This window comes from Dysgonomonas sp. GY617 (genome assembly GCF_015233815.1).
Taxonomy (GTDB): Bacteria; Bacteroidota; Bacteroidia; order Bacteroidales; family Dysgonomonadaceae; genus Dysgonomonas_A.
This window is the reverse complement of record NZ_JADCLR010000007.1, coordinates 236,898-263,665: the sequence shown is the minus strand read 5'-3', so window position 1 is coordinate 263,665 and position 26,768 is coordinate 236,898. Positions and strand designations below refer to the sequence as shown.

The window sequence follows — 26,768 nt, the reverse complement described above, 5'->3', positions numbered from 1 at the left end:
GCGTAAACGATGGGTTGCGTGCTTATCCAACTAAACAAGTGGGATGGTTTTCGCCTGTTATCCATATAACAGGACCTGTAACCAATACTCAATTTTATGGCAACCTTATTGTTGTGAAGAAAAAAGGAAGTCCTGAAATTGATAAATCTATTTTGAAAATGGATGATTGGGGTAAAAAATGGGCACATAATACCCAATTTTACAACAATATATTTTATGTAGAAGACGATGCTCAAACGATATTTAAATTTGGAGGAGATACGCAAACCTTGTTTCAAGGGAATACTTATATCGGTGATATAGAGAATAAGCCAAAAGATACACAACGTTCTTCTACAAAAGTGGAAGAAGTGCAAAGGGTGCTTCAAGCAAAAGATATAAATCAGATGATTTTTGAATTAAAGTCATTGAATAAGAGTTCAGACATAAAAAAACACAAAGTTTTCGAACCCGGTAAAATATGGACAGATACAGATGGGGTACATATCAATGCACATGGGGGAGGAATACTTTATCACAATAGTAAATACTATTGGTTTGGAGAACATAAAGGTAAGGATAGTAATAATGCTTTGGTGGGAGTAATGTGTTATTCGTCAGACGATCTGTACAATTGGACAAACGAAGGTGTAGCACTTTCTGTTGTTGAGAATGATGAAAAAAGCCCTATTGCTAAAGGTTGTATTATAGAACGTCCTAAAGTTGTTTATAATGAAAAAACGAAACAGTTTGTCATGTTTTTCCATTTAGAACTAAAGGGTAAAGGATATGAAAGTGCTCATGTCGGAATTGCAACAAGCGATAAGCCGACAGGTCCTTTTCTATTCGTAAAATCATATCGTCCTAATGCCGGATATTATCCCATAGATATGTCGGAGAAACAGAAAAATCAGAAAGTAACACCTGATAATTTCCCTAAATGGTGGACTAAAGAATGGACTGCTGCTGTAAAAGATGGGTTATTTGTTCGTCGCGATTTTCAAGGAGGGCAAATGTCACGTGATATGACAGTCTATGTAGATGACGATGGTAAAGCATATCATATATACTCATCAGAAGAAAACCTAACATTACAGATTGCCGAATTATCAGATGACTATTTAAGCCACACCGGAAAATATACACGAGTGGAACCCGCAGGTCATAATGAAGCTCCTGCAATTTTCAAGAAAGACGGACACTATTTTATGATTACTTCGGGATGTACAGGATGGGCTCCTAATGCCGCTCGTTTACTTGTTGCAGACAACATTTGGGGACATTGGAAATTATATCCGAATCCATGCATTGGGAAAGATTCCGAGTTAACATTCCACTCACAAAGTACATATATTTTGCCTGTTGAAGGAAAGAAGGATGCTTTTATTTTTATGGCTGATCGATGGACTCCAAAGGATCCCATTGATGGTAGATATGTATGGCTTCCTATTCAATTTGAAAATAATATGCCAGTATTAAAGTGGTTAGATAGCTGGACTTTAGATATCTTTAAGAAATGAAGGTCTAAGACCTTTTTTAATACTTTTATTTACTTCAATCATTATGAGAAACCTTATTATACTTATCTCTTTGTTGTTGTCCCAGTTTATTTACTCCCAACAATTGATAGCCGTTGGCGATGGATGGGCAAACAATTCGGTGAATGTTACTGTATTTCGAAAGAATTCTTTGGTAACATACAAAGACACCCAGTTTATAGCCTATTATGATAATGAGGGATTTCTCACCTTAGGAAAGAGAAAATTACCTGCAGGAGAATGGAATATACATAAAACGGAATATACAGGGCATGTTAAGGATGCTCATAATGTAATCAGTATCATGGTTGATGGAGATGGCTATTTGCATGTTTCGTGGGATCATCATGGACATCCTTTACGCTATGCTAAAAGTGTAGAACCTCTGTCTCTGGAACTTGGTGAAAAGGAATCTATGACAGGTGAATTGGAAGAAAATGTTACCTATCCCGAATTTTATAAAATGCCAAATGGCGACTTGATTTTTATATATCGTGATGGTCAATCGGGAAAGGGAAATTTAGTCCTTAATAGATACGATGTGAAATCTAGAAAATGGAGTCAAATACAACGAAATTTGATTGATGGAGAAGGTAAACGTAATGGCTATGCACAATCGTGTGTAGATGATAAAGGAATTATACATATTTCGTGGGTATGGCGTGAGACGCCTGATGTAGAAACAAATCACGATCTCTGTTATGCTAAATCGTTAGATGGAGGTATAACATGGCTCAATTCACAAAATAAAAAATATACACTACCCATTATTGCCGAAACATCAGAATATATAGCCTTAATTCCTCAAAATAGCGAACTGATCAATCAGACAGCAATGACAACAGATAGTCAAGGTCGTCCATATATTGCCTCCTATTGGCGAGAACCTGACTCGGATATCCCTCAATATCACATCGTTTATAATAATGGAATAGAGTGGAAAGTTCTGAACCTTAATTTTCGGAATACACCTTTCTCATTGAAAGGAGGAGGAACAAAACGTATACCTATTGCCCGACCTCAGTTGATAGTTGATTCGAAAGGCAAAGACACAAATCTATTTTTATTATTTAGAGACGAAGAGCGGGGAGAAAAAGTGTCTATAGCAGTTGGTAAAGACATTAATGTTAGTGATTGGAAAATTCGTGATCTGACTGATTTCTCAGTTGGTTCGTGGGAGCCCAGTTTTGATACGGAATTGTGGAGAGATAGAGGACTCCTGCACATATTTGTTCAAAAAGTAGATCAGGTGGATGGAGAAGGAAAAGCGGATATTGAACCTCAGAAAGTGCAAGTTCTAGAAATTGATTCCAAAACACAGAAACAATTATTAAAATGAAAACACACAAACTTTTATATATTGGTTTTTCAGTCTTTTGTCTAATAGGGTGTAAGAATAAGACGATCCAAAATGCAGATATTAGACTACTTGCAGACAAAGATTTTTCTACAACAGTCAATAATAAAAAGGTAGGTATTTATGCTCTTGATTCGGGTAATGGCATTATAATGCAAGTAACCAATCTCGGAGGTAGAATAGTCTCACTTTGGACTCCTGATAGAAATAATAAGTACGAAGATATTGTACTCGGATATAATAATATAGAGGAATATATAAAGAACTCTAACAGTAGATTTTTAGGCTCAGTATTGGGTCGCTACGCCAATCGTATTGCAAATGGAGCATTTGAAATAGATGGAGTAAAATATCAACTTCCTCAAAATAGTGGAACAAACTGCTTGCATGGAGGAACTTTTGGTTTTGATGTAGTAGTCTGGAATGTTGATAGTGTCAGTAACAACGAAATTCATTTATCATACTTCTCTCCTGATGGAGATAATGGTTTTCCCGGCAATCTGAATGTAAAGATGGTATATACTCTTACTCCCGAAAATGAATTTAAGATTAAATATACAGCAACAACAGATAAGTCTACTCATGTGAATCTTTCTAATCATTCGTATTTTAATCTAAAAGGGGAGGGGAATGGTACAATCTTAGATCATGAATTAACCATCAATGCAGATTCTATAACTCCCATCAATGAATTTTCTATTCCTACGGGAGAGTATTTAGCAGTAGAAAATACACCTTTCGATTTTAGGACTTCTTCGGTAATCGGAAAAAGAATAAATGGGATCAATGAGCAATTGAAAAATGGAGCAGGTTATGATCATAATTGGGTATTGAATCGAAAAACAGAATCTGATGTAGAATGGGCAGTCACTTTATACGAACCCACCTCAGGCAGACAAATGCAAATATGGACAGATCAATCAGGAATCCAGATTTATACTAGCAATTTTGCAAAGGGTACTGATATTGGTAAATACAATAAACCGCATAATTACAGAGAATCAATAGCACTCGAAACGCAGAAATTTCCGGATAGTCCCAACCAACCTCACTTTCCTTCTACACGTTTAGACCCAGGACAAGTGTATATTCAGAATACGATCTATAAATTTTCAACTAAATAATTTAAATAAACAGTATCTAATGATGGCTGTCTGCTGGAATGATAACAGGCTATTGTTTTATACTTGTCAAAATATTAAAAAGGGTTGATACCTCAAAATCACAGAACAAAACATATAGAATTATGAAAAGAAAAATCTTGCTACTATTTTTATTGACTTCCTTGTCAATTAATTCTTTTAGTCAAGTCTCATTCGGAGAGCCGGCAAAGATTAATGATAATTGGAGGTTTACATTAGATGATCCTCAAAAAGCCGAAGTTGTAGACTTCAAAGATGCCAAATGGCAACAGGTAGATCTCCCTCATGACTGGAGTATAAAAGGACAGTTGAGTCCAACGTTGGCAAGTGCTACAGGGTATCTTCCGGGAGGTATCGGATGGTATCGCAAAGCTTTAAACATTCCATCCGATAAAAAAGGAGAGAAGGTATATCTTTACTTTGAGGGTGTATATAATAGAAGCGAAGTATTTGTAAATGGTCACTCTTTAGGAAAACGCCCTAACGGATATATTTCATTTATGTATGATGCAACTCCTTATATAGAATATGGAAAAGACAACATAATAGCAGTTCGAGTAGACCATAGTCAATCGGCAGATTCCAGATGGTATACAGGTTCAGGTATCTATCGAAATGTATGGTTAATATACGCCAACCCCATCCACATAGCCCAGTGGGGAGTATACACTTATCCCAAAATATCTAATAAAAAACAATCGATATTAAGTGTAGAAGTAGAAGTGCAAAATGGTTCAGATGCAAATGCTGAGTTAGTTATTCAAAACGAGCTTTTATTAGCAGATGGAACAGTTGTAGCTAAAGGGGCACAAAAACTAGCGGTTTCCTCTTCAACGAAAGCTAAAATATCTCAGGAGCTGAAAGTCAGCAATACCCAATTGTGGGATTTAGAGAATCCATATTTATATCAATTAAAAACAACAGTTTTAAAGGACGGAAAAATAATAGATCAGACCTCTACTAATACAGGTTTTCGCACATATACTTTTGACCCGAATAAAGGCTTTGCTCTCAATGGAGAGTGGATGAAGGTAAAAGGTGTATGTATTCACCATGATGCAGGAGTACTCGGTGCAGCCGTTCCTCGTGAAGTTTGGAAACGAAGGTTAGAAACTCTTAAGAGCATTGGATGTAATGCTATCAGAACAAGTCATAATCCGCAAGCACCCGATTTATATCAACTGTGTGATGAACTAGGCATGCTGGTAATGAATGAAGCATACGACGAATGGGAATTTCCTAAACGCAAATGGCTAACGGGATGGAATCAAGGAACACCCGGTTTTCAAGGAACATTCGACTTTTTTGAAGAATGGGGCGAAAGAGACTTAGCAGATATAGTACGTCGCGATCGTAACCATACCTCTATATTTGCTTGGAGTATTGGAAACGAAGTTGATTATCCGAACGATCCTTACTCGCACCCTGTGCTGAACGGATCTAATGTTGAAGGATTTACCCAACCGATATTTGGAGGTTATAAGAAAGATGCACCCGATGCTATGCGTTTGGGGATTATTGCCAAACGTTTAGCAGCAGTTGTTAGAGAGCATGATAGATCGCGTCCGGTTACCGCGGGATTAGCAGGAGTTGCTATGTCGAATGAAACAGAGTATCCCGGAGCTTTAGATATTGCAGGATACAATTATACAGAAGGTCGTTATGAAACAGATCACAAGAAATACCCTACTCGAATAATATTTGGAAGCGAAAATCGGCACGAATTGTCTGCATGGAAAGCAGTAAGAGATAACGACCATATTTTTGGGCAGTTTTTATGGACAGGTATAGATTATTTGGGTGAATCTAATAAATGGCCTTCTAGAGGATTCTATTCGGGGTTACTTGATTTTGGCGGATTTATTAAACCAAGAGGATACTTCCGACAATCTTTATGGAGCGATAAGCCGATGGCATACTTAGGTACATATCCAACTCCGGGCAAAGGCACTAGAAGTCAGATGAAAGATGTATGGTCGCAATTCGATGCTGAAAATGAAGGCGGAAATTATCAGGAAAAGACTCCTTCGATGGATGCATGGCCTATCTGGAATTACGAAAAAGGACAATCCATAAGAGTTGTATGCTATACAAATGCGGCACAGGCTAAATTATTATTGAACAATAAGACAATAGGAGATGTTAAAAGGTATGATGACAATACAGGTATCATTTATTGGGATATACCATATACCGAAGGTAAACTTGAGGTAGTAGGTATGGATAAAGATGAAAAAGAAATTAGTACCTTTGCTATTGAGTCATCAAAACGATCGTATGCGTTGACTATTCAAGCGGGAGAAACCATTATCAGTAAGGATAGAGGTTTGTCTAAGGTGGTTATACAGGTTGTTGATGAAAATGGCATACCTGTTTTACTATCGGATGAAGAAGTGACCTGTATTATCGATGGTCCTGCTCGTCTGCTAGGATTAGAAGCCAGCAATAATGAAGACATGAGCGATTACACAGATAATGTACATCGTGTTTATCATGGGCGTATATTGGCTTACATTCAGGCAACGGGACAGCAGGGTACTGCTAAAGTGAGGTTTACCTCTCCTTGGCTAAACTCAGCAGAGATTATTATTAACATCAAATAGAGAAAAGAACTATGAAACCTACATTATTTGTACTGGCAGCCGGAATGGGTAGCCGATATGGCGGACTAAAACAATTAGATGGTTTGGGTCCCAATGGCGAAACAATAATGGATTATTCCATATACGATGCGTTACAGTCGGGTTTTGGTAAAATTGTATTTGTTATAAGAAAAGCTTTTGAAGAAGAATTCAGAAAAAAGATTCTTTCTAAATACGAAAAATCAGTACCTGTAGAAGTAGTGTTTCAGGAGTTAAATGATCTTCCTAAAGGGTTTTCACCAAACCCGGAGAGAGAAAAACCATGGGGTACAAACCATGCTCTGCTAATGGGTAAGACTGTCATAAATGAACCATTTGGAATAATAAATTCTGATGACTTTTATGGTAGAGAAAGTTTCCAGCTTTTAGCGGGACAACTTAGGAATATGGAAGGCAAAACCGGTCATTATTGCATGATGGGCTATATGCTAGGTAATACATTATCTGATAGTGGTTCAGTGGCCAGAGGTGTTTGCGAAGTAGATAAAGATAATCTTCTTCTGAAAATAGTAGAGCGTACTGAGGTAAAACGTACTGAGGGTACTCCTCAATTTAAAGATGAGGACGGCACTTGGAAGAATTTAACCGATACAACTCCTGTTTCGATGAATATGTGGGGATTTACTCCAGACTATTTCGATCTTTCGGAAAAGTATTTTGTAGAATTCTTGAAAGAGAATAAAGATAAGGTTAAGGCTGAATTTCTTATTCCGACTTTAATAAATACCCTTATCGAACAGAAATTGATTGAAGTGAAGTTATTTAATACACCATCAAAATGGTTTGGAATTACATATGCAAAAGATCGTCCGGAAGCTATTTTGAAGATCAAAGACCTTGTTAAAAATAAGGTATATCCAGAAAAATTATTTTCTTAATGAACTGGTAGATTACAGATATAAAAAAGCAGAGGTAGAAAATTATTTTCTACCTCTGCTTTTTTTCTTAAAAGATAATAGTCTTAGTCCAGGTTATTCCACTTATATCAGTCAATATTAGATTGTATTCACCCTTACTTAGGTTCTGAATATTCTCGTCCTTTATTGTCAATTCAGCTTTACTACCTAGAGGTATAATTAAGCTGTGTTTGCCGGGTTTTACCTTTGCCACATATCTGTTCTCTATATCTGTTGTAGGGAATTGAGATAATTCTTTACCTTCTTGATTTAATATAATATTTCCGTTCACATCCTTTAGTGTGATGCCTATCAAGAATGAACCATAAACATCAGCCCCTTCTGTCCTGAATACCGTAAACGTCAATCCTTCATTATTGAGGCTTGCATCCGATATTTCAACGATAGGCTTTACCGATTTGTTATGTAATGGTCCCCAAACACCATTGTGAAAGTATTGGTTCGTAAAGAGAGTCATAAATAAAATAATAGCAGATCCTCCAATAATTACTTTATTCAATAGCTTCTCGCGAATAGGTAATATTCCGGAAGCTACCCATGGAAACCATTTGGTGTTACTGATTTTATGTTTTTTGAGAAGATAATTATCTAGAGAATATTTTCCTCCACCAGTAAGAAGTAGTGTGAATCCTGTAGCCATGCCAAGTATGCCTATCTGCCATTCATCTAAACAAGTTGTACCTAACCAACCCGATCCAAGTAATATTCCGGTAGCTAATGCAAGTACACCTACACTCATTAATCGGGTGAATATGCCTAACATTATAAGTAAGCCAACTATTCCTTCTATTATTGTAAAGGCAGCCATAGCCCACCAAAGGGATTCGGGATTGGAAACTAAATATTCAATCATTGGCTTTATTCCTAAAGCGTTTGGTAGAAAGTGATTGAATTTCTCTCCTATATATCCAGCTTCTTCTGGATTTAATTTATTTTCAAGGATTAATCTTCTCCAGAAAGCAGAAAAGTATGTCCATCCAACTACTAATCGTAAGGCTAAAGCAAAGCTACCTGCTAAAGAGTATGCTTGTAGCATCCCTTTATTATTATTTTGTGTCATAATTATTTAAATTATTAAGTTTTATATAAACAGCATTATTGCAGATTAACTAAAAATGTTAATCTATATTGATAAAATTGAACTTAATTGTAATTTAAATAATTAGTCGCCGATGAAGAATAAACAATGAAACCGAATCTGGATCTTTTTGTCTATCAAAGTTTTGAGATATTCTGGAGGTTGTATCTCGTAGTTCTTTAAATTTATTTTCTGTGAAAAAGAGTAAACTCTTACCTTCAGTTTTCTTCTTAATTTTTTGAGATAAATCGCTTTGAGTAACAGTAGTTATGCACGATTTGAGATCATTCTTTTTCTCAATATTGATTTGTGTATTGATCGGTATATTTAATGATTGCTTTATCTCTTGTTTGATGGGACAAGTGAAACAAAGCAAAATAGCCAGAGGCAGTAGCATTAAATAAATTCGTTTCGAACAATACATATGTAAAACTAGCTTAAAAATAATTATAGTGAACGTATAAACATATTAAACACAAAGAAGCAGATTTTGTTGTGTAAGTCTATAGATTATTACTTTTTTTAAGTATTAATCTGTTCAATTAGTGAAGGAGTAATTTAATTATTGGTAAATATTATTTGAGCTATTGCGCTTTGCCAGTAATGTCGTAAATATCTTTAATTTTATCAAGCTCTCCTTCTAAATCAAAGTTTAAGTCGTGAAGTCGTGCATCTTTAATATCGAATACCCAGCCAGCAACTTTAGGATAGCCTTTTTGATAATAAGATTTTTGCACTTCTCCCATTTTTATAACGTTGCGACATTGCTCATACGTGTTAAGTTCAACAAGGCGTCGATGTCTGGCTTCTGTGTCACCAATCGCATCTAGTTCTTTTTTATGTAGGTGATAAACATCGCGTATGCTTCGCAGCCAAGGATTAAGTATTCCATAGTCTAAATTTTTCATAGCAGCTTGTATACCACCACAACCATAGTGACCACAAACAATAATGTATTTAACGTCGAGGTATTCTACTCCATAGTTGATGACTGAAAGAGCATTCAAATCAGTGGCTATAACCATGTTTGCAATATTACGATGGATGAAAACTTCTCCCGGTTTTAACCCCATAACCTGATTAGGGTGTACTCTACTGTCTGAACAACCAATGTATAGAAAATCGGGATGTTGATCTGCTGCTAATAATTCGAATAATCCAGGATTTTCTACTTTATTCTTCTCTATCCATTTTCTGTTAGATTCAAATATTTTGTCATACTTTGCTTGGTCAGGCATAATCAATGTGTTTTTAATTTATCCGATAAAGATAATATTTGTTCAATTAATAATCACTTTTTTTTATTTCTAGTTCTTCCTTTTTCTGAATAGGTACTAAGTAAATGAGGTATTGTTAATCATATTTTATGAGAGGTAATTGCAGTGTAAGAAAGAAGGAGTAATATAAAATGTCACTTTTAGAGTACAGGTATCCATATTTGTTCTTATTATCAGTTCACCTAATTCTAATAGTTGCATACGAATTAGGTATACATTAAAAAAATAGAAGAGAGTTAGATTTTAATCTAACTCTCTTCTATTGTGTCGGGATAGCGGGATTCGAACCCACGACCCCCTGCTCCCAAAGCAGGTGCGCTAACCGGACTGCGCTACATCCCGTATTTGATTTCCCAAATGCGATGCAAAGGTATGACATATTTTTTAATAACAAAATATTTAGAGATTTTTTTTTGAAAAAATGAGATCAGCCCAATAAAATAGCTATTTTTGTAACTCAAGAAACAGAATCCATATTAGTCAATTATTTTACTATGTATAGAAATCATACATGCGGAGAGCTTAGGCTAGCAGATGAAAATAAGGAAGTTATCCTGTCAGGATGGGTGCAAAAAGTGCGTAAATTGGGAGGTGGTATCACATTTGTTGATCTTCGCGACCGTTATGGTATTACTCAATTAGCTTTTTACAAAGATGTAAACGAAGATCTTTATGAAGAAGCTAATAAGTTTGGACGTGAGTGGGTTCTACAAGTTGTAGGAACCGTTCAGGAACGCTCAAGTAAGAATAAGAATATTCCAACAGGAGATATTGAAATAGCTCCAAGCAAAGTTACAGTATTGAATTCATCAGAAACCCCACCCTTTACGATAGAGGATGAGACAGACGGGGGAGATGATATCAGAATGAAATATCGTTATTTAGATTTGAGACGTAATTCTGTTCGCAAGAATTTAGAGCTTCGTCATAAAATAGCATTCGAAACTCGCGCTTATTTGGATAAGTTAAATTTTATGGAGGTTGAAACTCCTGTTCTGATTGGGTCTACTCCTGAAGGTGCGAGAGATTTTGTCGTTCCTTCGAGAATGAATCCAGGAGAGTTTTATGCTTTACCTCAATCGCCTCAATTGTTTAAACAATTATTGATGGTATCGGGCTTCGATCGTTATTTCCAAATAGTGAAATGTTTTAGAGACGAAGATTTGCGTGCAGATCGTCAGCCTGAGTTTACTCAAATAGATTGCGAAATGTCGTTTGTAGAGCAGGAAGATGTGCTTCAAATGTTTGAGGGATTGACTAAGCATTTATTTAAAGTTGTAAAAGGTATTGATGTACCAGATTTTCCTCGTATAACATACGCTGATGCTATGAAATATTATGGATCGGACAAACCTGATACTCGCTTTGAGATGAAATTTGTTGAATTGAAAGATTTGACAACAGGTAAAGATTTCGTTGTGTTTGATAGTACCGAATACGTAGGAGCTATTTGCGCTAAAGGATGCGCCGAATATACACGTAAGCAGTTAGATGAATTGACAAACTTCGTAAAACGTCCACAAATTGGAGCTAAAGGTCTTGTATATGTAAAATGTGAAGCGGATGGAACATTTAAATCATCTGTTGATAAATTTTATGGGCAAGAAGAACTTGCTACATGGGCGAAACGGTGTAACGCAGAGGCGGGAGACTTGATCCTTATTATCTGTGGAGAAACTGAAAAAGCTCAGAAACAGTTAAGCGAACTTCGCCTAGAGGTGGGAGAGCGTTTAGGGCTTTGTGATAAGAACAAATTCAACTGTTTGTGGGTAATTGATTTTCCTTTATTGGAAAAAGATGAAGAGTTGAATAGATTCTTTGCAAAACATCATCCATTTACGAGTCCTCATAAAGAGGATATTCCATTATTGGATTCAGATCCGGCAACTGTTAGAGCCAGTGCTTATGATATGGTTATCAATGGTGTTGAAGTTGGAGGAGGTTCTGTGAGAATTCACAATAGTGAATTACAAGAGAAGATGTTTGAAGTTTTAGGATTCACTAAAGAAAAAGCTCAAGCTCAATTTGGTTTTCTTATGGATGCTTTTAAATATGGAGCACCTCCCCATGCAGGGTTGGCTTTTGGTTTAGACCGATTAGTGTCTCTATTTGCAGGGCTTGATTCTATACGTGATTGTATTGCATTTCCAAAAAATAACTCAGGACGTGATGTTATGATTGATGCTCCATCTGTAATAGATGATGAGCAATTGAAAGAATTACAGCTAGTTGTAAATCTGAAAGACTGAAGCTAACGTTAAATTCTATAAAAAAAAGGATAGCTGCTTTTGGAGCACTATCCTTTTTTTGTACATTAGGCACAGTATTATGCACCTTTGATTTTATATTATATAAGTAAAAAAAGTTAATTTGTTCAATTTTTATTGATAGTAGGTGCGCTTATTATAAGTACACTTACTATATTTGCACCCACAAAATATAATGGATAATGGGTAAAGATGAATAAAGATTGTAAAATAGGTGATCCATACAATGATTTAGGTTTTCTTATTTGGCAGATAATGAAAACATGGCAACGAGGTAAGCATAAACTATTAGATGAGTTTGGGCTTACTGGTTCGCAGATGGAGGTATTGTCAGCTGTATATCATTTGGGACAAACAGAGCAGGAAGTGACACAAATCGCAATTTCGAATGTAACAAATGTTGATCCAATGACAACATCCACAATTCTTCGAAATCTGCACAAGAAAAAATTGATCGACAGAAAAGCTAGTAAAATAGATACAAGAGCACGTGTGGTAGAAATAACAGATGATGGTACAGACCTTTTTCTAAAAGCGATAACCAAAGTACGTCTTTCTACAGATGCTCTTTTGGAACATATGGATGGTGATGCCTTAAAAGCACAGTTACGATCTTTATTGGAAGTATTAAACAAGTTAAACAATTAAATAATATTAGGTATGTTTTTGAATAGGTTAAATGTTGGGGTATTAGTGGCCTTGTTACTTGTTTCATGTGGAAACAGCAAGCAGGAAGCGCCAAAGCAGGAAGCACCGGTATATCCTACCACTGTGCTGAGTGAACAGAATACAGTTTTGGAAACTGTATATCCTGCAACAATAAAAGGACAGGAAGATATTGAGATAAGACCACGTATTGACGGTTTTATCGATGCAATCTACGTTGATGAGGGAGCTCTTGTTAGAAAAGGACAGGCATTATTCAAGATAAACTCGCCACAATCAGAGCAAGCTTTATTATCTGCTCAAGCAGCAGTAAATAGTGCACAAGCGGCTTTAAATACAGCTCAGTTGAACGTTGAACGCATACGTCCTCTTGCTCAAAAAGGTATTGTAAGTAATGTTCAGTTAGAAACTACTGAAAACGCTTATGAATCATCGAAAGCAGCTTTCGCACAAGCTCAAGCTACATTGTCTAATGCTAAAGCAACAATGGGTTGGACGAGTGTAACTAGTCCTGTTGATGGAATCGTAGGTTCAATTCCTTATCGTCAAGGTAGTCTTGTAGATAAATCTTATGTATTGACTACAGTGGCAAATACAAATAATGTATATGTTTATTTTTCTTTGAATGAAAAGGATTTAATGGACTTTTTACAAAAGGCTCCAGGAAAAACTCAAGCAGAGAAAATCAAAAATATGCCTGAATTATCTCTTATTTTAGCAGATGGAACTGTATATCCTGAGAAAGGAAAGATATCAACTATTTCGGGATTAGTAAATACTACTACCGGATCAGTTAACTTTAGAGCTGATTTCCCTAACCCTCATGGATTATTGAGAAGTGGTACTAGTGGTAAAATAAGTATACCAAGACATTTGGAAAATGTTCTGCTTGTTCCTCAAAAAGCAACGTTTGCACAACAAGACAAAGTGTTAGTATATAAGGTTCAAGGAGATTCAGTGGTTCAAACACCTATTACTGTATTACAAACACCCGGAGGTCAAGAATATGCTGTAACAGCTGGACTTTCTGCTGGAGATAGAATTGTAGCAGATGGAGTTGCAACATTAACCAACGGAAAGAAAATTAAAGTTCAATAATTTTAGTTTTCCATATTAAGGTCATAGACCTGTTATTGCCTCATTTCTTGCAGTTAAATAAGAGTGGACGGCAATAGCGAAATACGATACATAAAAATATAAACTATAAAATACAATGTTAAAAACTTTTATAGAGAGACCTGTATTATCTACTGTAATCTCGGTTATTATAGTGGTATTGGGTATTATAGGACTGGTGACTCTGCCAGTGGAGCAATATCCAGATATTGCCCCTCCTACCGTCCAAATTAGTACGATGTACGATGGAGCCAACGCTGACGTGGTGATGAATAGCGTTGTAGTTCCTATTGAAGAGCAAGTGAATGGTGTAGAAGGTATGACATATATGACATCTTCTGCTTCAAATAATGGTCAAGCAACTATTACTGTATACTTCAAACAAGGTATCAATCCTGATATTGCGGCGGTAAACGTTCAAAACATGGTTGCCCGTGCAACTCCATTGTTGCCCGCAGAAGTTGTTAAAGTAGGGGTTACTGTAAGAAAGCAACAAAGTAGTACTATTTTGTTCTTAGCTTTATCTAGTGATAATTCAGACTATGACGGGCAGTTTATACAGAACTATGCAAATATCAATATCTTACCTCAGATCAAACGTGTATATGGGGTAGGAGATGCTATGGTATATGGAGCGAAAGACTACTCGATGCGTATCTGGCTTAAGCCTGATTTGATGACTACTTATCAAATTTCGCCAACGGAAGTTATTGCTGCGTTAACAGATCAGAATATTGAGGCTGCTCCAGGTGAGTTGGGACAAAACAGTAATCAGTCATTTCAATATACATTAAAGTATACTGGACGATTAAAATCTGCTGAGCAATTTGGAGATATAATTGTTCGTTCTCAAAATGGACAGGTTTTAAGAGTTAGAGACGTTGCTGATGTTGAATTAGGATCGTTGAATTATACAGTACATTCTTTAACAAATGGTGCAGAATCAGTTGTTATTTCTATTAGCCAGACTGCAGGGTCGAATGCTCAGGAAGTAATTAATAATATTCAGCAGACTTTAGACGAGGCTTCAGTTTCATTTCCTCCAGGTATGAAAGTGAGTTATTTGATGAATGCTAATGAATTTTTATCGGCATCTATCGAAAAAGTAATTCACACTCTGATTGAGGCTTTCATTCTTGTGTTTATTGTGGTATTCGTGTTCCTTCAGGATTTTCGTTCTACACTGATTCCTGCTATTGCGGTTCCAGTTGCAATTATAGGTACATTCTTCTTTTTGCAGATGTTCGGATTCTCAATCAACTTGTTGACTTTATTTGCTTTGGTTCTGGCGATCGGTATTGTCGTCGATGATGCGATAGTCGTCGTCGAGGCGGTGCATGCTCAGTTAGACTCAGGAGTTAAAGATCCTAAGGTGGCAACAATGGCTGCGATGAAAGAAATTGCTCCTGCAATTGTTTCTATTACATTAGTAATGGCTGCGGTATTTATTCCTGTAAGTTTTATTGGAGGAACAAGCGGTATATTCTATAAACAATTTGGATTAACTCTGGCAATTGCGATTGTTATTTCAGCTGTTAATGCATTAACATTGAGTCCCGCTTTATGTGCTCTGTTCTTGAAGCCTCACGAAGAAGGGCATGTTGAGAAAAAAAGCTTAATCAAGCGTTTTTATTACAGTTTTAATATTGCGTTTAATGCTGCAACTCAAAAATATAAAACAAGTCTTCACTTCTTAGGACGAAAAGGTCACCGTTGGATTACAGTAGCTATTATTGCTGTAAGTTCAGGTATTCTGTTCTATTTGATGAGTATGATTCCTACAGGATTCGTTCCTCAAGAAGATGGTGGAGGCGTTATGGGTATGATTACTTTACCTCCGGGAGCGTCTCTTGAAAGAACAGACTCTTTGGTTACAGAAGTAACTAAAATAGCAAAAGATATAGAGGGTGTAGACATTGTAACCAGTATCTCGGGTGTAAGTTTTATGAGTGGATTGGGTAGCTCTTATGCATCAATGATTGTAAAAATGGTGCCATGGGGAGATCGTAAAATAAATACAAACGAAGTAGCTAGTATTTTGACGCAAAATACAGCTCATATACAAGATGCAACATTTATGTTTTTTGGTATGCCAACACTACAAGGGTTTGGTTTGAGTACAGGGGTTGAAATGAAACTTCAGGATAAAACAGGTGGAGATATTCATAAATTCTATGATATAACTAACAAGTTTTTGGATGAGGTGAAAGCTAGCGATAAAGTAATGATGGCGATGACAACCTTTAACCCAAATTTCCCTCAAAAACAAATTGAGGCGAATATGGCAAAGATAAAAGATGCAGGTTTAGGTCTTTCTGATGTAATGACAACCATGCAGGCTTATATCGGTAGTATGTATGTGTCGAACTTTAACTTATATGGTAAACAATTTAGGGTAGTGGTACAAGCTTCGCCCGAATACAGATCTAGCATTGAAGATTTAGGTAAGATATTTATCCGTACTTCAAGTGGAGAAATGGCACCTATAACAGAGTTCTTGAATATTACAGATGTTACAGGGCCACAGGCTTTGACTCGTTTCAATATGTTCTCATCAATGGATGTAACTATCATTCCTAACTTTTACAAAGGATATAGTTCGGGAGACGTTATTCAATTGGTTGACGAGGTTAGTAAAACAGCACTTCCTCAAGGTTTTGGATATGAGTATTCAGGCATGACTCGTGAAGAGGTTGGTAGTGGAAGCCAAACGGTAATGATCTTTGGTCTTTGTTTGATCTTCGTTTATCTTCTGTTAGCTGCTCTATATGAAAGTTATATCCTTCCATTGGCGGTAATTATATCATTACCAGTTGGTCTTGCAGGTGTATTCATCTTTATCTTTGTAGCCATGATAGGAGGTAGTGGTATTGTAAATAACATTTACGTCCAGATATCCTTAGTCATGTTGATTGGTCTATTGGCTAAGAATGCAATTTTGATTGTAGAATATGCTATACAGCGTCGTCAACAAGGAATGAGTATTGTTGATGCAGCTATCAATGGTGCAGTAGCACGTTTGCGTCCTATCTTGATGACATCTTTCGCCTTTATCTTCGGTCTTATGCCTTTGATGTTTGCATCAGGTGCAGGTGCTATTGGTAACAGATCTATTGGTATTAGTGCCATTGGAGGTATGTTTATTGGTACTATGATTGGAGTATTGGTGATTCCGTCCCTATATATCATTTTCCAGAATATACAGGAAAAATTTAGTAAATCTGGAGTGTTGAATTCTGAGGATAAGACAATAGCAAGCAAGTAAATAGAAATTAAATATGAACAAGAAATATATCAAAGGAATTATTCTATTGGGGCTAACCGCCTCAATAGGATTCAGTTCCTGTCAGGTTGTCAATAAATATAAAACTCCTGAGGTTGATTCAGAGGAGTTATTCAGAGATGAAAATCCGACTGATACTACATCTATTGCGGACCTTTCGTGGAGAGAGTACTTCAAAGATCCTATTCTTCAGGCTTTGATTGAGGAAGGCTTAGAGCAAAATTTTGATATGCAAATAGCAATGACTCGTATTCAACAAGCTGAGGCTAGTTTGAGTATGGCACGTGCTGCTTACTTTCCTAATGTAGCATTGGTTGGTCAATTTAATCAATCAAGAACTAGTATTAATGATGCTGGTGTTAAAGATGTTTTGGGATATAGCTCTACTCAATATGGTTTAGGTATAGCTGTAACATGGGAAGCTGACCTTTGGGGTAAGTTGAATAGACAAGCTCGTGCTTCGTTTGCTCAAATGCTATCAACTCATGCATATCGCGATTTAATACAAACATCTCTTATATCTAATATTGCTACATCATACTATTCTTTGATGGCATTGGATGAGCAATTGAGAGTTACTAAAGAGACTGTTGAATTATTGAGACAAAGTAGCGAAACAATGCAGGCATTGAAAGATGCGGGTATGTTGAATGGTGCTGCTGTAGAGCAAAGTAAAGGTTTAATGTATGGTACTGCAGTAAGTATCCCTAGTTTGGAAATTCAAATTAGAACATTAGAAAATAGTCTTTGTTTATTGTTGGCTCGTAAACCGGGTTCGGTGATGCGTGCTTCAATCGAGAATCAGGATGTACCCGAAGAACTATCTTTTGGTGTCCCAGTTCAGATGTTAGCAAAACGTCCGGATGTGCAACAAGCAGAACTTGCTTTTAGAAGTGCATTTGAATTGACTAATGCAGCTCAGGCTAGTTTTTACCCATCGTTGACTTTAAATAGTGGTTCTTTGATTGGTTTTGTAGAAAACTTCAAACCAGAGAATATTATAGCAAATATCTTGGCGAGTCTTACTCAACCTATCTTTGCTCAAAAGCAATTGATCGGTCAATTGAGAATTCGTAAAGCTCAACAAGAAGAGAGCTTACTTTCATTCCAAAAAGCTGTTTTGACTGCAGGAAAAGAAGTCTCAGACATTATGTATACTTATGAGGCATCTTTAACTAAGAATGCTCCACGAGCTAAGCAAGTAGAGTCTTTGGGTACAGCAGTTTATTTTACTCAAGAGCTTTTAAAAGCAGGCGAGTCTGATTATACTGAGGTATTGATCGCAGAACAAAACTTATTACAAGCTCAATTAGGACAAGTTAGTGATAAACTAGAGCAGTTACAAGCTACAGTTGACTTGTATAGAGCACTAGGAGGTGGTGTTAAATAATTACCCTTTCAATATTTGATAAAAAAAGCATATGCTCAATTTGAGTATATGCTTTTTTCTTTTAAACTAGGAGGATGGGGACATTGTTAAGATGCTGTTTTTCTATATTCAGTTGGAGTTTTATTCTTTATTCTCTTGAATACACGATTGTAATACGGAATATCTTTAAATCCAGATATAAAGCAGATTTCAGCAATTGATAAATTTGTCTGGATAAGCATCTGGCATGAAGATTCAATTCTATATTCTGTTAAATAGGAGAAGAAGGTTTTGCCTGTCATCTTCTTGAAGAAGATACAAAATGATGATTTATCTAACTCTATAAGTTTAGCCATTTCGTCTAAGTTTATATTGTTCTGATAGTTATTCATAATGTATAATTGAATTTTTTGCATCCTAATCGTTTTTTTATCCTCAATTATAGGTTTTCCTACGGCATTACTATCCTCAGGTGAAGAAATCAGGACTAAAAGTTTAATTAGCGAAGATATCCTTTCAATTTCTGTTTGCTTTATCATAGAAAGCATGAGATTCTGCAATTGTATTAATGTATTCCCTTTAAAAGAAATTGCTTCTGTATTATGTTGCATTCTTTTTATATACTTATCCATTTCAGGAAAAGCAGCTATACATTTTTCGAGAAACAGGTCGGAAAAAGTAAGTGTTATGTTCTCTATTCTTCCAGTTTCATCTGCATCAAATTCATTAAACGACCAGCAGTGGGGTATATCAGGTGGAATTAGTATAATTTCATTTCTCGAAAAAGGCTCTATTGTATCGCCAATAATTCTAGTCCCACTTCCTGTAATAACATAGGAGAGTTCCCATGTTTTTTGTTTATGAAATGTTATTTGTTCATTCCAGTATATTTTTACATGGTCAAAGAAGAAAGAATGCTTCTGTAATTCGGGAACGTAAGTATATTTTGATTTTTCGAACATTTTATATCATATTTTTCTTTATCATTCAAATATAAGACAACTATAATTAAATATAAGACAATTGAAATCATTCTATTTATTTTATTTTTGTGTTTCCTGATGCTTGAGGGGAAAATAAGGGTCGATACTATTAAAAACTATAAATTTGTATCATTATCCAGCTTAGTTAGCCAATAAAGTTTGATAGATTTAATATAATATAAAATAATGGAAGGAAAAGCAGATCTTAAAAGTTCAAAACCACATTACGAAATTCTCGATGGTTTGCGGGGTATTGCCGCTGTATTAGTTGTCTTTTTTCATGTTTTTGAGACTCACTCAGGTGGTGATCATTCGAAGCAAATTATTAATCATGGTTATTTAGCAGTCGATTTTTTCTTCTTGCTTTCAGGTTTTGTACTTGCATATGCCTATGATGACCGTTGGGGTAAAATGACACTTAAAGACTTTTTTAAACGCCGTATTGTTCGTCTGCAACCAATGATTATTGTGGGTTCTTTAATCGGGGGGCTATTATTCTACTTTCAGTATTCTCCTGATTTAGGTTGGAGCGGAATAAATGAAGTTCCTGTTTGGAAGATGCTATTAGTTATGGTAATCGGGTTTACCTTAATACCTGTAGGTAAAGGGTTAGATATAAGGGGATGGAATGAGATGCATCCTTTAAATGGTCCTGCATGGTCTCTATTTTTTGAGTATATAGCTAATATTGCTTATGCACTTGTTTTGCGTCGTGTTTCAAAAATAACATTAGGTATTCTTGTCGTAATTGCTGCGGGATTCACACTTCAGTATGCTGTAACTAATCCTAACGGCGATATTATTGGTGGTTGGACTATTGATGATCTTACCCAATTAAGAATTGGTTTTACACGTTTGGCTTTTCCTTTTTTAGCGGGTTTATTACTAGCCAGGATAAGTAAGTTGCGTTATACTAAAAATGCTTTTTTATCAGCAGGTTTATTATTGGTTGTACTATTAGCTATGCCTCGTGTGGGAGATGCTGATAGCTTATGGATGAATGGCTTGTATGAGTGTTTCTGTATAATGATATTGTTTCCTTTTATCATTTGGCTGGGAGCAGGAGGTAAAGTAAAAGGTAAAAAGGCTTCAAAATTCTGTAAATTTCTAGGAGATATATCTTATCCGGTTTATATAACACACTATCCTATTGTATATGTATATATGGCTTGGGTTGCCAATAATGGCTATACATTGGAAGAAGCATGGCCTTATGGACTGTTGGCGGCTGTTACTTCTATTATAGTGGCATATATAACAATGAAGTTTTATGATCTGCCAGTTAGAGAATGGCTTCGAAAGAAATTTCTATAATTTAGGAAGTTATTACTATATATTCTAAACGGGCTAGCCTTTAATAAACTTATCGTGTTTATTAAAGGCTAGTTTGTAAATTTCGGCGGTGTCGGTTAATCTCATCGATAACAATAGTTGTGCTTAAACTTATTCTTTGGTATGCTTTCTGAAAATCGGGATTATCATCTAATTGAACATTACGACGTACAAACTCATCGATACTAAGATCATCGCTATATCCTTTGAAGATGGAATCTTTAATTTTCTTGGCCTGTTTTAGTGTCAAAGCCATACTCTGTAAAGAAGGTATTGCCGCTAATGTTTGTATAACCGATGATAGTTTATTATAATCGAGCGATGTTGCAAAGTCCTTTTCCTGCACTATGGCAATCCACAATCGTGTCTTGTTGAGATTATCCAACGTTATATTATTTATAGGTTTATAGTTCTGATCAAATAATTCTTCTTTGATAAATGAGATAGTTCTGTTCAAGTCAAATTTCTCTTTTTCATAGAATTGTACTGCCATCTCTTTACTACAACCTGTTTCTTTACATATGTGTTCGATCGACTTCGATTTAAATATATCGGCACAGACTTTAATATCACCATTGTTTTCTTTTAGGAGCTTTATTGCTTCTGCCATTGGTATAGGCATTATTTCTCTAAGCGCTTTTACTTTTATTTTGTAATCCATATGCTTTAAGGTCTAAGACCTTTTTGTTTCTTTGATGAGTGTAAGAACTAAGTATAGCTACAACTATTAAGATGTTGTAATTAATATTTAATGCATTATTATCTAAAATGCGAAGATACAAAGGTGTTTCTAGATGATGAAATTTCATTACCTTTGTTTTTTGTAAGTAAGTGTAAATATTAATGCTATAGCTTAGATTTATAGGAGGTTGTAGATATTATGCTTACAAAAAATATTGGATGGGCCTAAGGTCTTAATGGGTATAACCCTTATTTTTTAGTCAAGATATATGCTTAAGTCATTATATATAAAAAATTATGCTTTGATCGACAGTCTCGAAATAGACTTCGAATCAGGATTTTCTGTCATCACAGGTGAGACTGGTGCCGGTAAATCAATTATACTAGGAGCTTTAGGGCTTATTTTAGGACAGCGGGCTGATCTTAAAACGATTAAGCAAGGTGAAACTAAATGTATAATAGAGGGTACTTTTGATGTCTCGGCATACGACCTCAAGAGTTTTTGTGAAGAAGCTGGTATTGACTATGACCCCGATACCTATATATTGCGTAGGGAAATATTGTCAACAGGTAAATCAAGAGCATTTATCAATGATACACCCGTATCGTTGAATGACTTAAAAGATTTAGGTAGTCAATTGATAGATATACATTCTCAGCACCAAAATTTGATGCTAGGGGATAGTCGCTTCCAAATGCAGATTGTAGATTTACTTGCGGGTACGGGTAGTTTATTGAAAGAGTATCGTGAAGCATTTAAATTTTATAAGAATGCTGATACAGCACTATCTAATCTAAAAGATTTAGCAGCAAGAAGCAAAGAGGATGAAGATTATCTTCGTTTTCAATTTGAGGCTCTGGCGGAAGCTAATCTAATAGAGGGTGAACTTGAAGAACTGGAACAAGAGCAGGAGACACTGAATCATGCCGAAGACATAAAATTAGCTTTGTATAAAGTATATACTTTGCTTTCGGATGATGATAAAGGGGTTGTTTCTTCTCTAAAAGAGGGATTAACCGCTGCCCGAAGCTTATCAGGGATTTATGTGCATGCCGAATCTATTGTACAACGTTTGGAGACAGCATATATTGATCTGAAAGATTTGAGCACTGAAAGTGAGCGTTATGCAGGTGATGTGGAATTTAGTCCCGAGCGTGCATCGTTTCTCGAAGAGCGTTTAGATCAGATTTATACTTTACAACAGAAGCATAGAGTATCGTCGGTTGCTGAATTGATTGCTATATATAACGATTTAGCACAGAAGCTTACGAGTATCGATTCGTATGATCAGCAGATAGAAGAGCTTCAAAAGGAGTTGATTCAGAAACAAGAGAAAATGTTAGTCCTAGCTGAAAAGCTAAGTAAGAAACGTAAGTCAGCAACTAAAAATATAGAGAAACAACTCATCGAAAAGGTAGCCTATTTAGGAATACCTAATGTTCGATTTGAGTGTGAGATAACTGCACGAAACTATCCGGATGCTTCGGGTATAGATGATTTGCAGTTTATGTTCTCAGCAAATAAAAACGTACCCTTACAACCGGTAGCAGAAGTTGCTTCAGGAGGTGAAATTTCGCGAGTAATGCTTTGTTTGAAATCGATGATTGCAGGGGCAACAGCTCTTCCTACAATTGTTTTTGATGAAGTAGATACAGGTGTTTCTGGTGAGGTGGCTGATAAAATGGGGCATATTATGCAGGAGTTTGGTGGTCAGATGCAAGTTTTGGCTATTACACATTTACCGCAGATTGCTGCAAAAGGAAAAGCTCATTATTTTGTATATAAATCGCACGAAGGGGATAGTACTACTACCAACTTGCGAAAGCTTACAGAGGATGAGCGTATTAAAGAATTGGCACAGATGTTGAGCGGGTCACATATAACGGATGCTGCAATAGAGAATGCTAAAGTGATGTTAGGAAAGAAATGAATAAAATAAAAGAAACCGCAGAAAAAATACTCGGACGTAAATTAGAAGCGTCGGAGGGAGTAGATATTCAATCTTTAGAAGTAGCAGAGAAAAAACTTAATGTGAAATTTCCGCAAACTTTAAAAGATTTTTATTTAAATGTTGGTCGTATAAGTTTGTTTACCGATGCCTTCGAGTTTTTCGCAAAGCCTAAACAAATATATATAAAGAGCAACAAATTAGTCTTTTTGGAAGAAAATCAGGCTGTCCTTTCTTGGGGGATCGATTTAGAAGATCTAGGAAAAGACGTAGTTCCTGTATATCATTCGCCAAATATAGGAGACCCCGAAGGCGAAGTAATCTGGTATGCTGAAGCTTTACCTTTACCTGAATTCTTGGTGTTGATTATGTTTTATCAGGCAGCTAGTGCTGATACCGACATACAAGCAAAAACAGCGGGAGGATACTCTTTAAGCTATATTGGTTACAAGAGCGATCTGGAGAGTGCTGAAATATGGGGCAAATTCGAAAAAGAGCTAGCTGAGAAATGGGAAAAGGTAGTCGATGGTAATGGACTAGTTATTCATTGGTGTAAATATGGATTATTGCTCTATTATTCTGTTCAAGATTTGGATACAGATGTAGATGATTTGATATACCTGAGCACAAGAAAAGACTATGATTTGTCTGATTTCAAAAATAAGTTTGGTTTTCAAAAACTAGACTAAAAGGTAGGGGTGTTATATACATCCATTAGTAAATAGAGAAATAAAATAAATGGGCGTATGTAATACGTCCCTACGATATAAAACACGTTTAATGAAAGAAAAAGAAATGATTTTTGGCATACGTGCCGTTATAGAAGCTATAGAAGCAGGAAAAGAAATAGATAAAATAATTGTAAAGAGAGAACTTCAAGGCGATCTTTTTAGAGAGCTTACGGCTGCTTTACAATCACACGATATACCTGTTCAAAGAGTTCCGGTGGAACGTATCGACAGATATACACGTAAAAATCACCAAGGTGTAATTGCTTTTTTATCGGCGGTTACTTATGAAAAGATTGAAGATATTATTCCTTTTTTATATGAACAAGGAAAAAGCCCTTTCATCTTGGTTTTAGATGGGCTGACTGATGTTCGTAACTTCGGGGCAATTGCTCGTACTTGCGAGGTTGCAGGAGTTGATGCTATTGTAATACCTGCTCGTGGAAGCGTTACAGTAAATGCAGATGCTGTAAAAACTTCGGCAGGAGCATTGATGAAGATTCCGGTATGTAAAGAAAACAGCTTGACAGAAGCTATTCAGTTTCTTAAAAATAGTGGAGTAAAAGTAGTAGCTGCAACAGAACGCGCAGCTCAATTATATACTGAGGTTGATTATACCGGTCCTGTGGCTATTGTAATGGGTGCAGAAGATGTAGGTGTGTCTAATGACAATCTTCGTATTTGTGATGATTTAGTGAAAATTCCACAGTTCGGAACTATTGGTTCGCTGAATGTTTCGGTAGCTGCCGGAGTATTGATTTACGAATCTATCAGACAAAAAGGATTGAACGCATAATATTGACAATATTTATACAAAGTAGAAAATGAAAAAGATAATATCAACTAATAATGCTCCTGCAGCAATAGGTCCATATAGTCAAGCAATAGAAGTAAACGGAACACTTTATGCATCGGGACAGATTCCTATTGACCCAGCTACTGGCGATTTTGTAGATGGAGGCATTAAAGAACAAACTGAGCAGGTATTCAAAAATATTAAAGCTATCTTGGCAGAAGCAGGTCTTACAACTAGCAATATAGTAAAGACAACAGTCTTGCTTTCTGATATAGCTAATTTTGCAGCAATGAATGAAGTCTATGCAACTCAATTCGAGGGCACTTTTCCGGCTCGTTCAGCTTTTGCTGTAAGAGATCTGCCTAAGGCGGCTTTGGTAGAAATTGAAGTAATTGCTGTTCGATAAGGTCACAGCCATTTTCTATTGCTTTTGTAAGTAAAATTACAATAACTAGGCTATTGATGTGACATGTAGTAAAAAATATTACAAAAAATGAGAAACTTTATAGGTAATCTTATCTGGCTTGTGTTTGGTGGATGGGCAATTGCTCTCGAATACTTTATTGCAAGTATCGCTATGATGGTAACCATCATTGGCATTCCTTTTGGGTTACAATCTATCAAATTGGGGGTGCTGGCAGTATGGCCTTTTGGCAGTAAGGTAGTTACTGTTGAAGAGTCATCTGGATGTCTCAATACAATAATGAATGTTATCTGGATTATTATAGGTGGTTTTTGGATTGCTCTGACTCATGTGTTTTTTGGAGCTCTGCTTTGTATAACTATCATTGGTATACCTTTTGGATTGCAGCATTTTAAATTTATCAAATTAGCATTGTTTCCCTTTGGAAAGAGGGTTGTAGATGCCTAATTGAATGATTATATAACGAATAGAGGTCTTTATACTAACTTTTGTATAGAGGCTTTTGTTTTTCATATAGATAATGTATATTGGAAAAAGGCTTTGATATTAAAAGAAAGCATTATTTTTGTAAGATAATAAATAACTACTGTAAACCAGCATTGGAGAAAGTTGTTTATAGGGAATGTATTATTAGATTATAGTACTAATTTTTCACTTAACATAACTAGGATGAAGAAATCAAAGATATTATTATTGTTACTCCTTTTACCTGTACTTTGCTATGGCCAGTTGATAGGGTTTGGTGGGCAATATTCGAATGGAGCTAATGGACAGTTTTTTGCCAGTATGGCTTTTCCTACTCTTCATGAGAAGAACAAATTGAATACTTTTGTTTCTAGTGGACTGGAAATAACAACTTCGGGTGGTGCTGAGATGAGTGGTTTAAATTTAAAACCCATTCAGATCAAATCCTTTTTGAGTGAAGACCTGTTCAACAATAATCCATTTACTATACTAGTTGGTGTTGATGGTGGTTATCTATTTGATTTCAGACGAGGACAAAAAAATGGAATTGTACTGACTCCTAATGTTTATGTTGATTATAAGTTCTTCTTTGTGAAAGCCGGATACGACTTTGATGTAAGTAATGGACGAAATCAGTTTTTTGCAAGAGCCGGTGTTGGGATTGGTTTAGGAGTATTAAAAATGTTTGCTAAAACTCAAATCTGGTAATCGTATTTAGTAATGTGAAACTTTTGTAGAACACTAATACCTTAGTCGGGAGATGGAGATTTAGTGCGATA

The 26,768-nt window shown here is 35.9% G+C and carries 22 protein-coding genes and 1 tRNA gene; 17 read left to right on the top strand and 6 right to left on the bottom strand.

Annotated elements, in window-relative coordinates; all coding sequences use genetic code 11:
* The first annotated feature begins 386 nt into the window (after window positions 1-386).
* The 5 genes from IR022_RS19955 to IR022_RS08235 all read left to right on the top strand — a co-directional run bounded on the left by IR022_RS19955 (window position 387) and on the right by IR022_RS08235 (window position 7,536).
* A complete protein-coding gene (locus tag IR022_RS19955; RefSeq protein ID WP_410492807.1) occupies window positions 387-1,499 on the top strand; it encodes a glycoside hydrolase family 43 protein in 1,113 nt (370 codons plus the stop codon).
* Window positions 1,500-1,542: 43 nt separating this feature from the next.
* Window positions 1,543-2,856 (top strand): BNR repeat-containing protein, encoded by a 1,314-nt coding sequence (locus tag IR022_RS08250; protein WP_194203352.1) that lies wholly within the window; start codon window positions 1,543-1,545, stop codon window positions 2,854-2,856.
* Entirely contained in the window at window positions 2,853-3,998 is a 1,146-nt protein-coding gene (locus IR022_RS08245; protein WP_194203351.1) for an aldose epimerase family protein, read from the top strand. The genes IR022_RS08250 and IR022_RS08245 overlap by 4 nt, the downstream gene beginning before the upstream one ends.
* Window positions 3,999-4,120: 122 nt before the next feature.
* Window positions 4,121-6,619 (top strand): sugar-binding domain-containing protein, encoded by a 2,499-nt coding sequence (locus IR022_RS08240; protein WP_194203350.1) that lies wholly within the window; start codon window positions 4,121-4,123, stop codon window positions 6,617-6,619.
* Window positions 6,620-6,630: 11 nt separating this feature from the next.
* On the top strand, window positions 6,631-7,536 hold the full coding sequence (locus IR022_RS08235) for a sugar phosphate nucleotidyltransferase (RefSeq protein WP_194203349.1): 906 nt from the start codon (window positions 6,631-6,633) through the stop codon (window positions 7,534-7,536).
* Between the two features lie 67 nt (window positions 7,537-7,603).
* On the opposite strand, the gene IR022_RS08230 is transcribed toward IR022_RS08235, so the two are convergent.
* From IR022_RS08230 to IR022_RS08215, 4 genes are all read right to left on the bottom strand, one after another.
* Complete coding sequence (locus IR022_RS08230; RefSeq protein WP_050710614.1) at window positions 7,604-8,635, bottom strand: TQO small subunit DoxD; 1,032 nt, start codon at window positions 8,633-8,635, stop codon at window positions 7,604-7,606.
* Window positions 8,636-8,729: 94 nt separating this feature from the next.
* Entirely contained in the window at window positions 8,730-9,050 is a 321-nt protein-coding gene (locus tag IR022_RS08225; RefSeq protein ID WP_194203348.1) for a hypothetical protein, read from the bottom strand.
* A 187-nt stretch (window positions 9,051-9,237) separates the two neighbouring features.
* Entirely contained in the window at window positions 9,238-9,891 is a 654-nt protein-coding gene (locus IR022_RS08220) for a carbonic anhydrase (RefSeq protein WP_194203347.1), read from the bottom strand.
* A gap of 306 nt (window positions 9,892-10,197) precedes the next feature.
* Window positions 10,198-10,272: transfer RNA gene (locus tag IR022_RS08215), tRNA-Pro, on the bottom strand.
* Window positions 10,273-10,424: 152 nt separating this feature from the next.
* On the opposite strand from IR022_RS08215, the gene aspS reads away from it, so the two are divergent.
* From aspS to IR022_RS08190, 5 genes are all read left to right on the top strand, one after another.
* On the top strand, window positions 10,425-12,179 hold the full coding sequence (gene aspS, locus IR022_RS08210) for an aspartate--tRNA ligase (protein WP_050708653.1): 1,755 nt from the start codon (window positions 10,425-10,427) through the stop codon (window positions 12,177-12,179).
* 210 nt (window positions 12,180-12,389) lie between these two features.
* Window positions 12,390-12,845 (top strand): MarR family winged helix-turn-helix transcriptional regulator, encoded by a 456-nt coding sequence (locus IR022_RS08205; protein ID WP_194203346.1) that lies wholly within the window; start codon window positions 12,390-12,392, stop codon window positions 12,843-12,845.
* Between the two features lie 12 nt (window positions 12,846-12,857).
* On the top strand, window positions 12,858-13,961 hold the full coding sequence (locus IR022_RS08200; protein ID WP_050708651.1) for an efflux RND transporter periplasmic adaptor subunit: 1,104 nt from the start codon (window positions 12,858-12,860) through the stop codon (window positions 13,959-13,961).
* 115 nt (window positions 13,962-14,076) lie between these two features.
* Window positions 14,077-17,244, top strand: coding sequence for an efflux RND transporter permease subunit (locus IR022_RS08195; protein ID WP_194203345.1), 3,168 nt, complete (start codon window positions 14,077-14,079; stop codon window positions 17,242-17,244).
* A gap of 13 nt (window positions 17,245-17,257) precedes the next feature.
* A complete protein-coding gene (locus IR022_RS08190; protein WP_050708649.1) occupies window positions 17,258-18,652 on the top strand; it encodes an efflux transporter outer membrane subunit in 1,395 nt (464 codons plus the stop codon).
* Window positions 18,653-18,738: 86 nt separating this feature from the next.
* Here IR022_RS08190 and IR022_RS08185 read toward each other — a convergent pair whose 3' ends face one another.
* The gene (locus tag IR022_RS08185; protein WP_194203344.1) at window positions 18,739-19,593 is read right to left on the bottom strand and encodes an AraC family transcriptional regulator; all 855 of its coding nucleotides are present in this window, start codon (window positions 19,591-19,593) and stop codon (window positions 18,739-18,741) included.
* A gap of 207 nt (window positions 19,594-19,800) precedes the next feature.
* Here IR022_RS08185 and IR022_RS08180 point away from each other — a divergent pair, with 207 nt between their 5' ends.
* A complete protein-coding gene (locus IR022_RS08180; protein WP_050708647.1) occupies window positions 19,801-20,928 on the top strand; it encodes an acyltransferase family protein in 1,128 nt (375 codons plus the stop codon).
* A 61-nt stretch (window positions 20,929-20,989) separates the two neighbouring features.
* On the opposite strand, the gene IR022_RS08175 is transcribed toward IR022_RS08180, so the two are convergent.
* Complete coding sequence (locus tag IR022_RS08175) at window positions 20,990-21,607, bottom strand: hypothetical protein (protein WP_194203343.1); 618 nt, start codon at window positions 21,605-21,607, stop codon at window positions 20,990-20,992.
* A 289-nt stretch (window positions 21,608-21,896) separates the two neighbouring features.
* Between IR022_RS08175 and recN the strand changes: the two genes are divergently transcribed.
* From recN to IR022_RS08145, 6 genes are all read left to right on the top strand, one after another.
* Window positions 21,897-23,558 (top strand): DNA repair protein RecN, encoded by a 1,662-nt coding sequence (gene recN, locus IR022_RS08170; RefSeq protein ID WP_194203342.1) that lies wholly within the window; start codon window positions 21,897-21,899, stop codon window positions 23,556-23,558.
* Window positions 23,555-24,265, top strand: a complete 711-nt coding sequence (locus tag IR022_RS08165) for an SMI1/KNR4 family protein (protein ID WP_050708644.1) — start codon at window positions 23,555-23,557, stop codon at window positions 24,263-24,265. The genes recN and IR022_RS08165 overlap by 4 nt, the downstream gene beginning before the upstream one ends.
* 91 nt (window positions 24,266-24,356) lie before the next feature.
* A complete protein-coding gene (gene rlmB, locus IR022_RS08160; protein WP_050708643.1) occupies window positions 24,357-25,100 on the top strand; it encodes a 23S rRNA (guanosine(2251)-2'-O)-methyltransferase RlmB in 744 nt (247 codons plus the stop codon).
* 28 nt (window positions 25,101-25,128) lie between these two features.
* The gene (locus tag IR022_RS08155; RefSeq protein ID WP_194203341.1) at window positions 25,129-25,506 is read left to right on the top strand and encodes a RidA family protein; all 378 of its coding nucleotides are present in this window, start codon (window positions 25,129-25,131) and stop codon (window positions 25,504-25,506) included.
* A gap of 87 nt (window positions 25,507-25,593) precedes the next feature.
* Window positions 25,594-25,971 (top strand): YccF domain-containing protein, encoded by a 378-nt coding sequence (locus tag IR022_RS08150; protein WP_050708641.1) that lies wholly within the window; start codon window positions 25,594-25,596, stop codon window positions 25,969-25,971.
* Between the two features lie 222 nt (window positions 25,972-26,193).
* Window positions 26,194-26,697 carry a hypothetical protein gene (locus IR022_RS08145; RefSeq protein ID WP_194203340.1) on the top strand — a complete coding sequence of 168 codons (504 nt, stop codon included), beginning with the start codon at window positions 26,194-26,196 and terminating at the stop codon, window positions 26,695-26,697.
* Window positions 26,698-26,768: the final 71 nt, after the last annotated feature.

Excerpts from the sequence above, each read along its gene's own strand:
- IR022_RS19955 (WP_410492807.1), top strand. The coding sequence starts at position 387 with ATGATTTTTGAATTAAAGTCATTGAATAAGAGTTCAGACATAAAAAAA.
- IR022_RS08250 (WP_194203352.1), top strand. The coding sequence starts at position 1,543 with ATGAGAAACCTTATTATACTTATCTCTTTGTTGTTGTCCCAGTTTATT.
- IR022_RS08245 (WP_194203351.1), top strand. The coding sequence starts at position 2,853 with ATGAAAACACACAAACTTTTATATATTGGTTTTTCAGTCTTTTGTCTA.
- IR022_RS08240 (WP_194203350.1), top strand. The coding sequence starts at position 4,121 with ATGAAAAGAAAAATCTTGCTACTATTTTTATTGACTTCCTTGTCAATT.
- IR022_RS08235 (WP_194203349.1), top strand. The coding sequence starts at position 6,631 with ATGAAACCTACATTATTTGTACTGGCAGCCGGAATGGGTAGCCGATAT.
- IR022_RS08230 (WP_050710614.1), bottom strand. The coding sequence starts at position 8,635 with ATGACACAAAATAATAATAAAGGGATGCTACAAGCATACTCTTTAGCA.
- IR022_RS08225 (WP_194203348.1), bottom strand. The coding sequence starts at position 9,050 with ATGCTACTGCCTCTGGCTATTTTGCTTTGTTTCACTTGTCCCATCAAA.
- IR022_RS08220 (WP_194203347.1), bottom strand. The coding sequence starts at position 9,891 with ATGCCTGACCAAGCAAAGTATGACAAAATATTTGAATCTAACAGAAAA.
- aspS (WP_050708653.1), top strand. The coding sequence starts at position 10,425 with ATGTATAGAAATCATACATGCGGAGAGCTTAGGCTAGCAGATGAAAAT.
- IR022_RS08205 (WP_194203346.1), top strand. The coding sequence starts at position 12,390 with ATGAATAAAGATTGTAAAATAGGTGATCCATACAATGATTTAGGTTTT.
- IR022_RS08200 (WP_050708651.1), top strand. The coding sequence starts at position 12,858 with ATGTTTTTGAATAGGTTAAATGTTGGGGTATTAGTGGCCTTGTTACTT.
- IR022_RS08195 (WP_194203345.1), top strand. The coding sequence starts at position 14,077 with ATGTTAAAAACTTTTATAGAGAGACCTGTATTATCTACTGTAATCTCG.
- IR022_RS08190 (WP_050708649.1), top strand. The coding sequence starts at position 17,258 with ATGAACAAGAAATATATCAAAGGAATTATTCTATTGGGGCTAACCGCC.
- IR022_RS08185 (WP_194203344.1), bottom strand. The coding sequence starts at position 19,593 with ATGTTCGAAAAATCAAAATATACTTACGTTCCCGAATTACAGAAGCAT.
- IR022_RS08180 (WP_050708647.1), top strand. The coding sequence starts at position 19,801 with ATGGAAGGAAAAGCAGATCTTAAAAGTTCAAAACCACATTACGAAATT.
- IR022_RS08175 (WP_194203343.1), bottom strand. The coding sequence starts at position 21,607 with ATGGATTACAAAATAAAAGTAAAAGCGCTTAGAGAAATAATGCCTATA.
- recN (WP_194203342.1), top strand. The coding sequence starts at position 21,897 with ATGCTTAAGTCATTATATATAAAAAATTATGCTTTGATCGACAGTCTC.
- IR022_RS08165 (WP_050708644.1), top strand. The coding sequence starts at position 23,555 with ATGAATAAAATAAAAGAAACCGCAGAAAAAATACTCGGACGTAAATTA.
- rlmB (WP_050708643.1), top strand. The coding sequence starts at position 24,357 with ATGAAAGAAAAAGAAATGATTTTTGGCATACGTGCCGTTATAGAAGCT.
- IR022_RS08155 (WP_194203341.1), top strand. The coding sequence starts at position 25,129 with ATGAAAAAGATAATATCAACTAATAATGCTCCTGCAGCAATAGGTCCA.
- IR022_RS08150 (WP_050708641.1), top strand. The coding sequence starts at position 25,594 with ATGAGAAACTTTATAGGTAATCTTATCTGGCTTGTGTTTGGTGGATGG.
- IR022_RS08145 (WP_194203340.1), top strand. The coding sequence starts at position 26,194 with ATGAAGAAATCAAAGATATTATTATTGTTACTCCTTTTACCTGTACTT.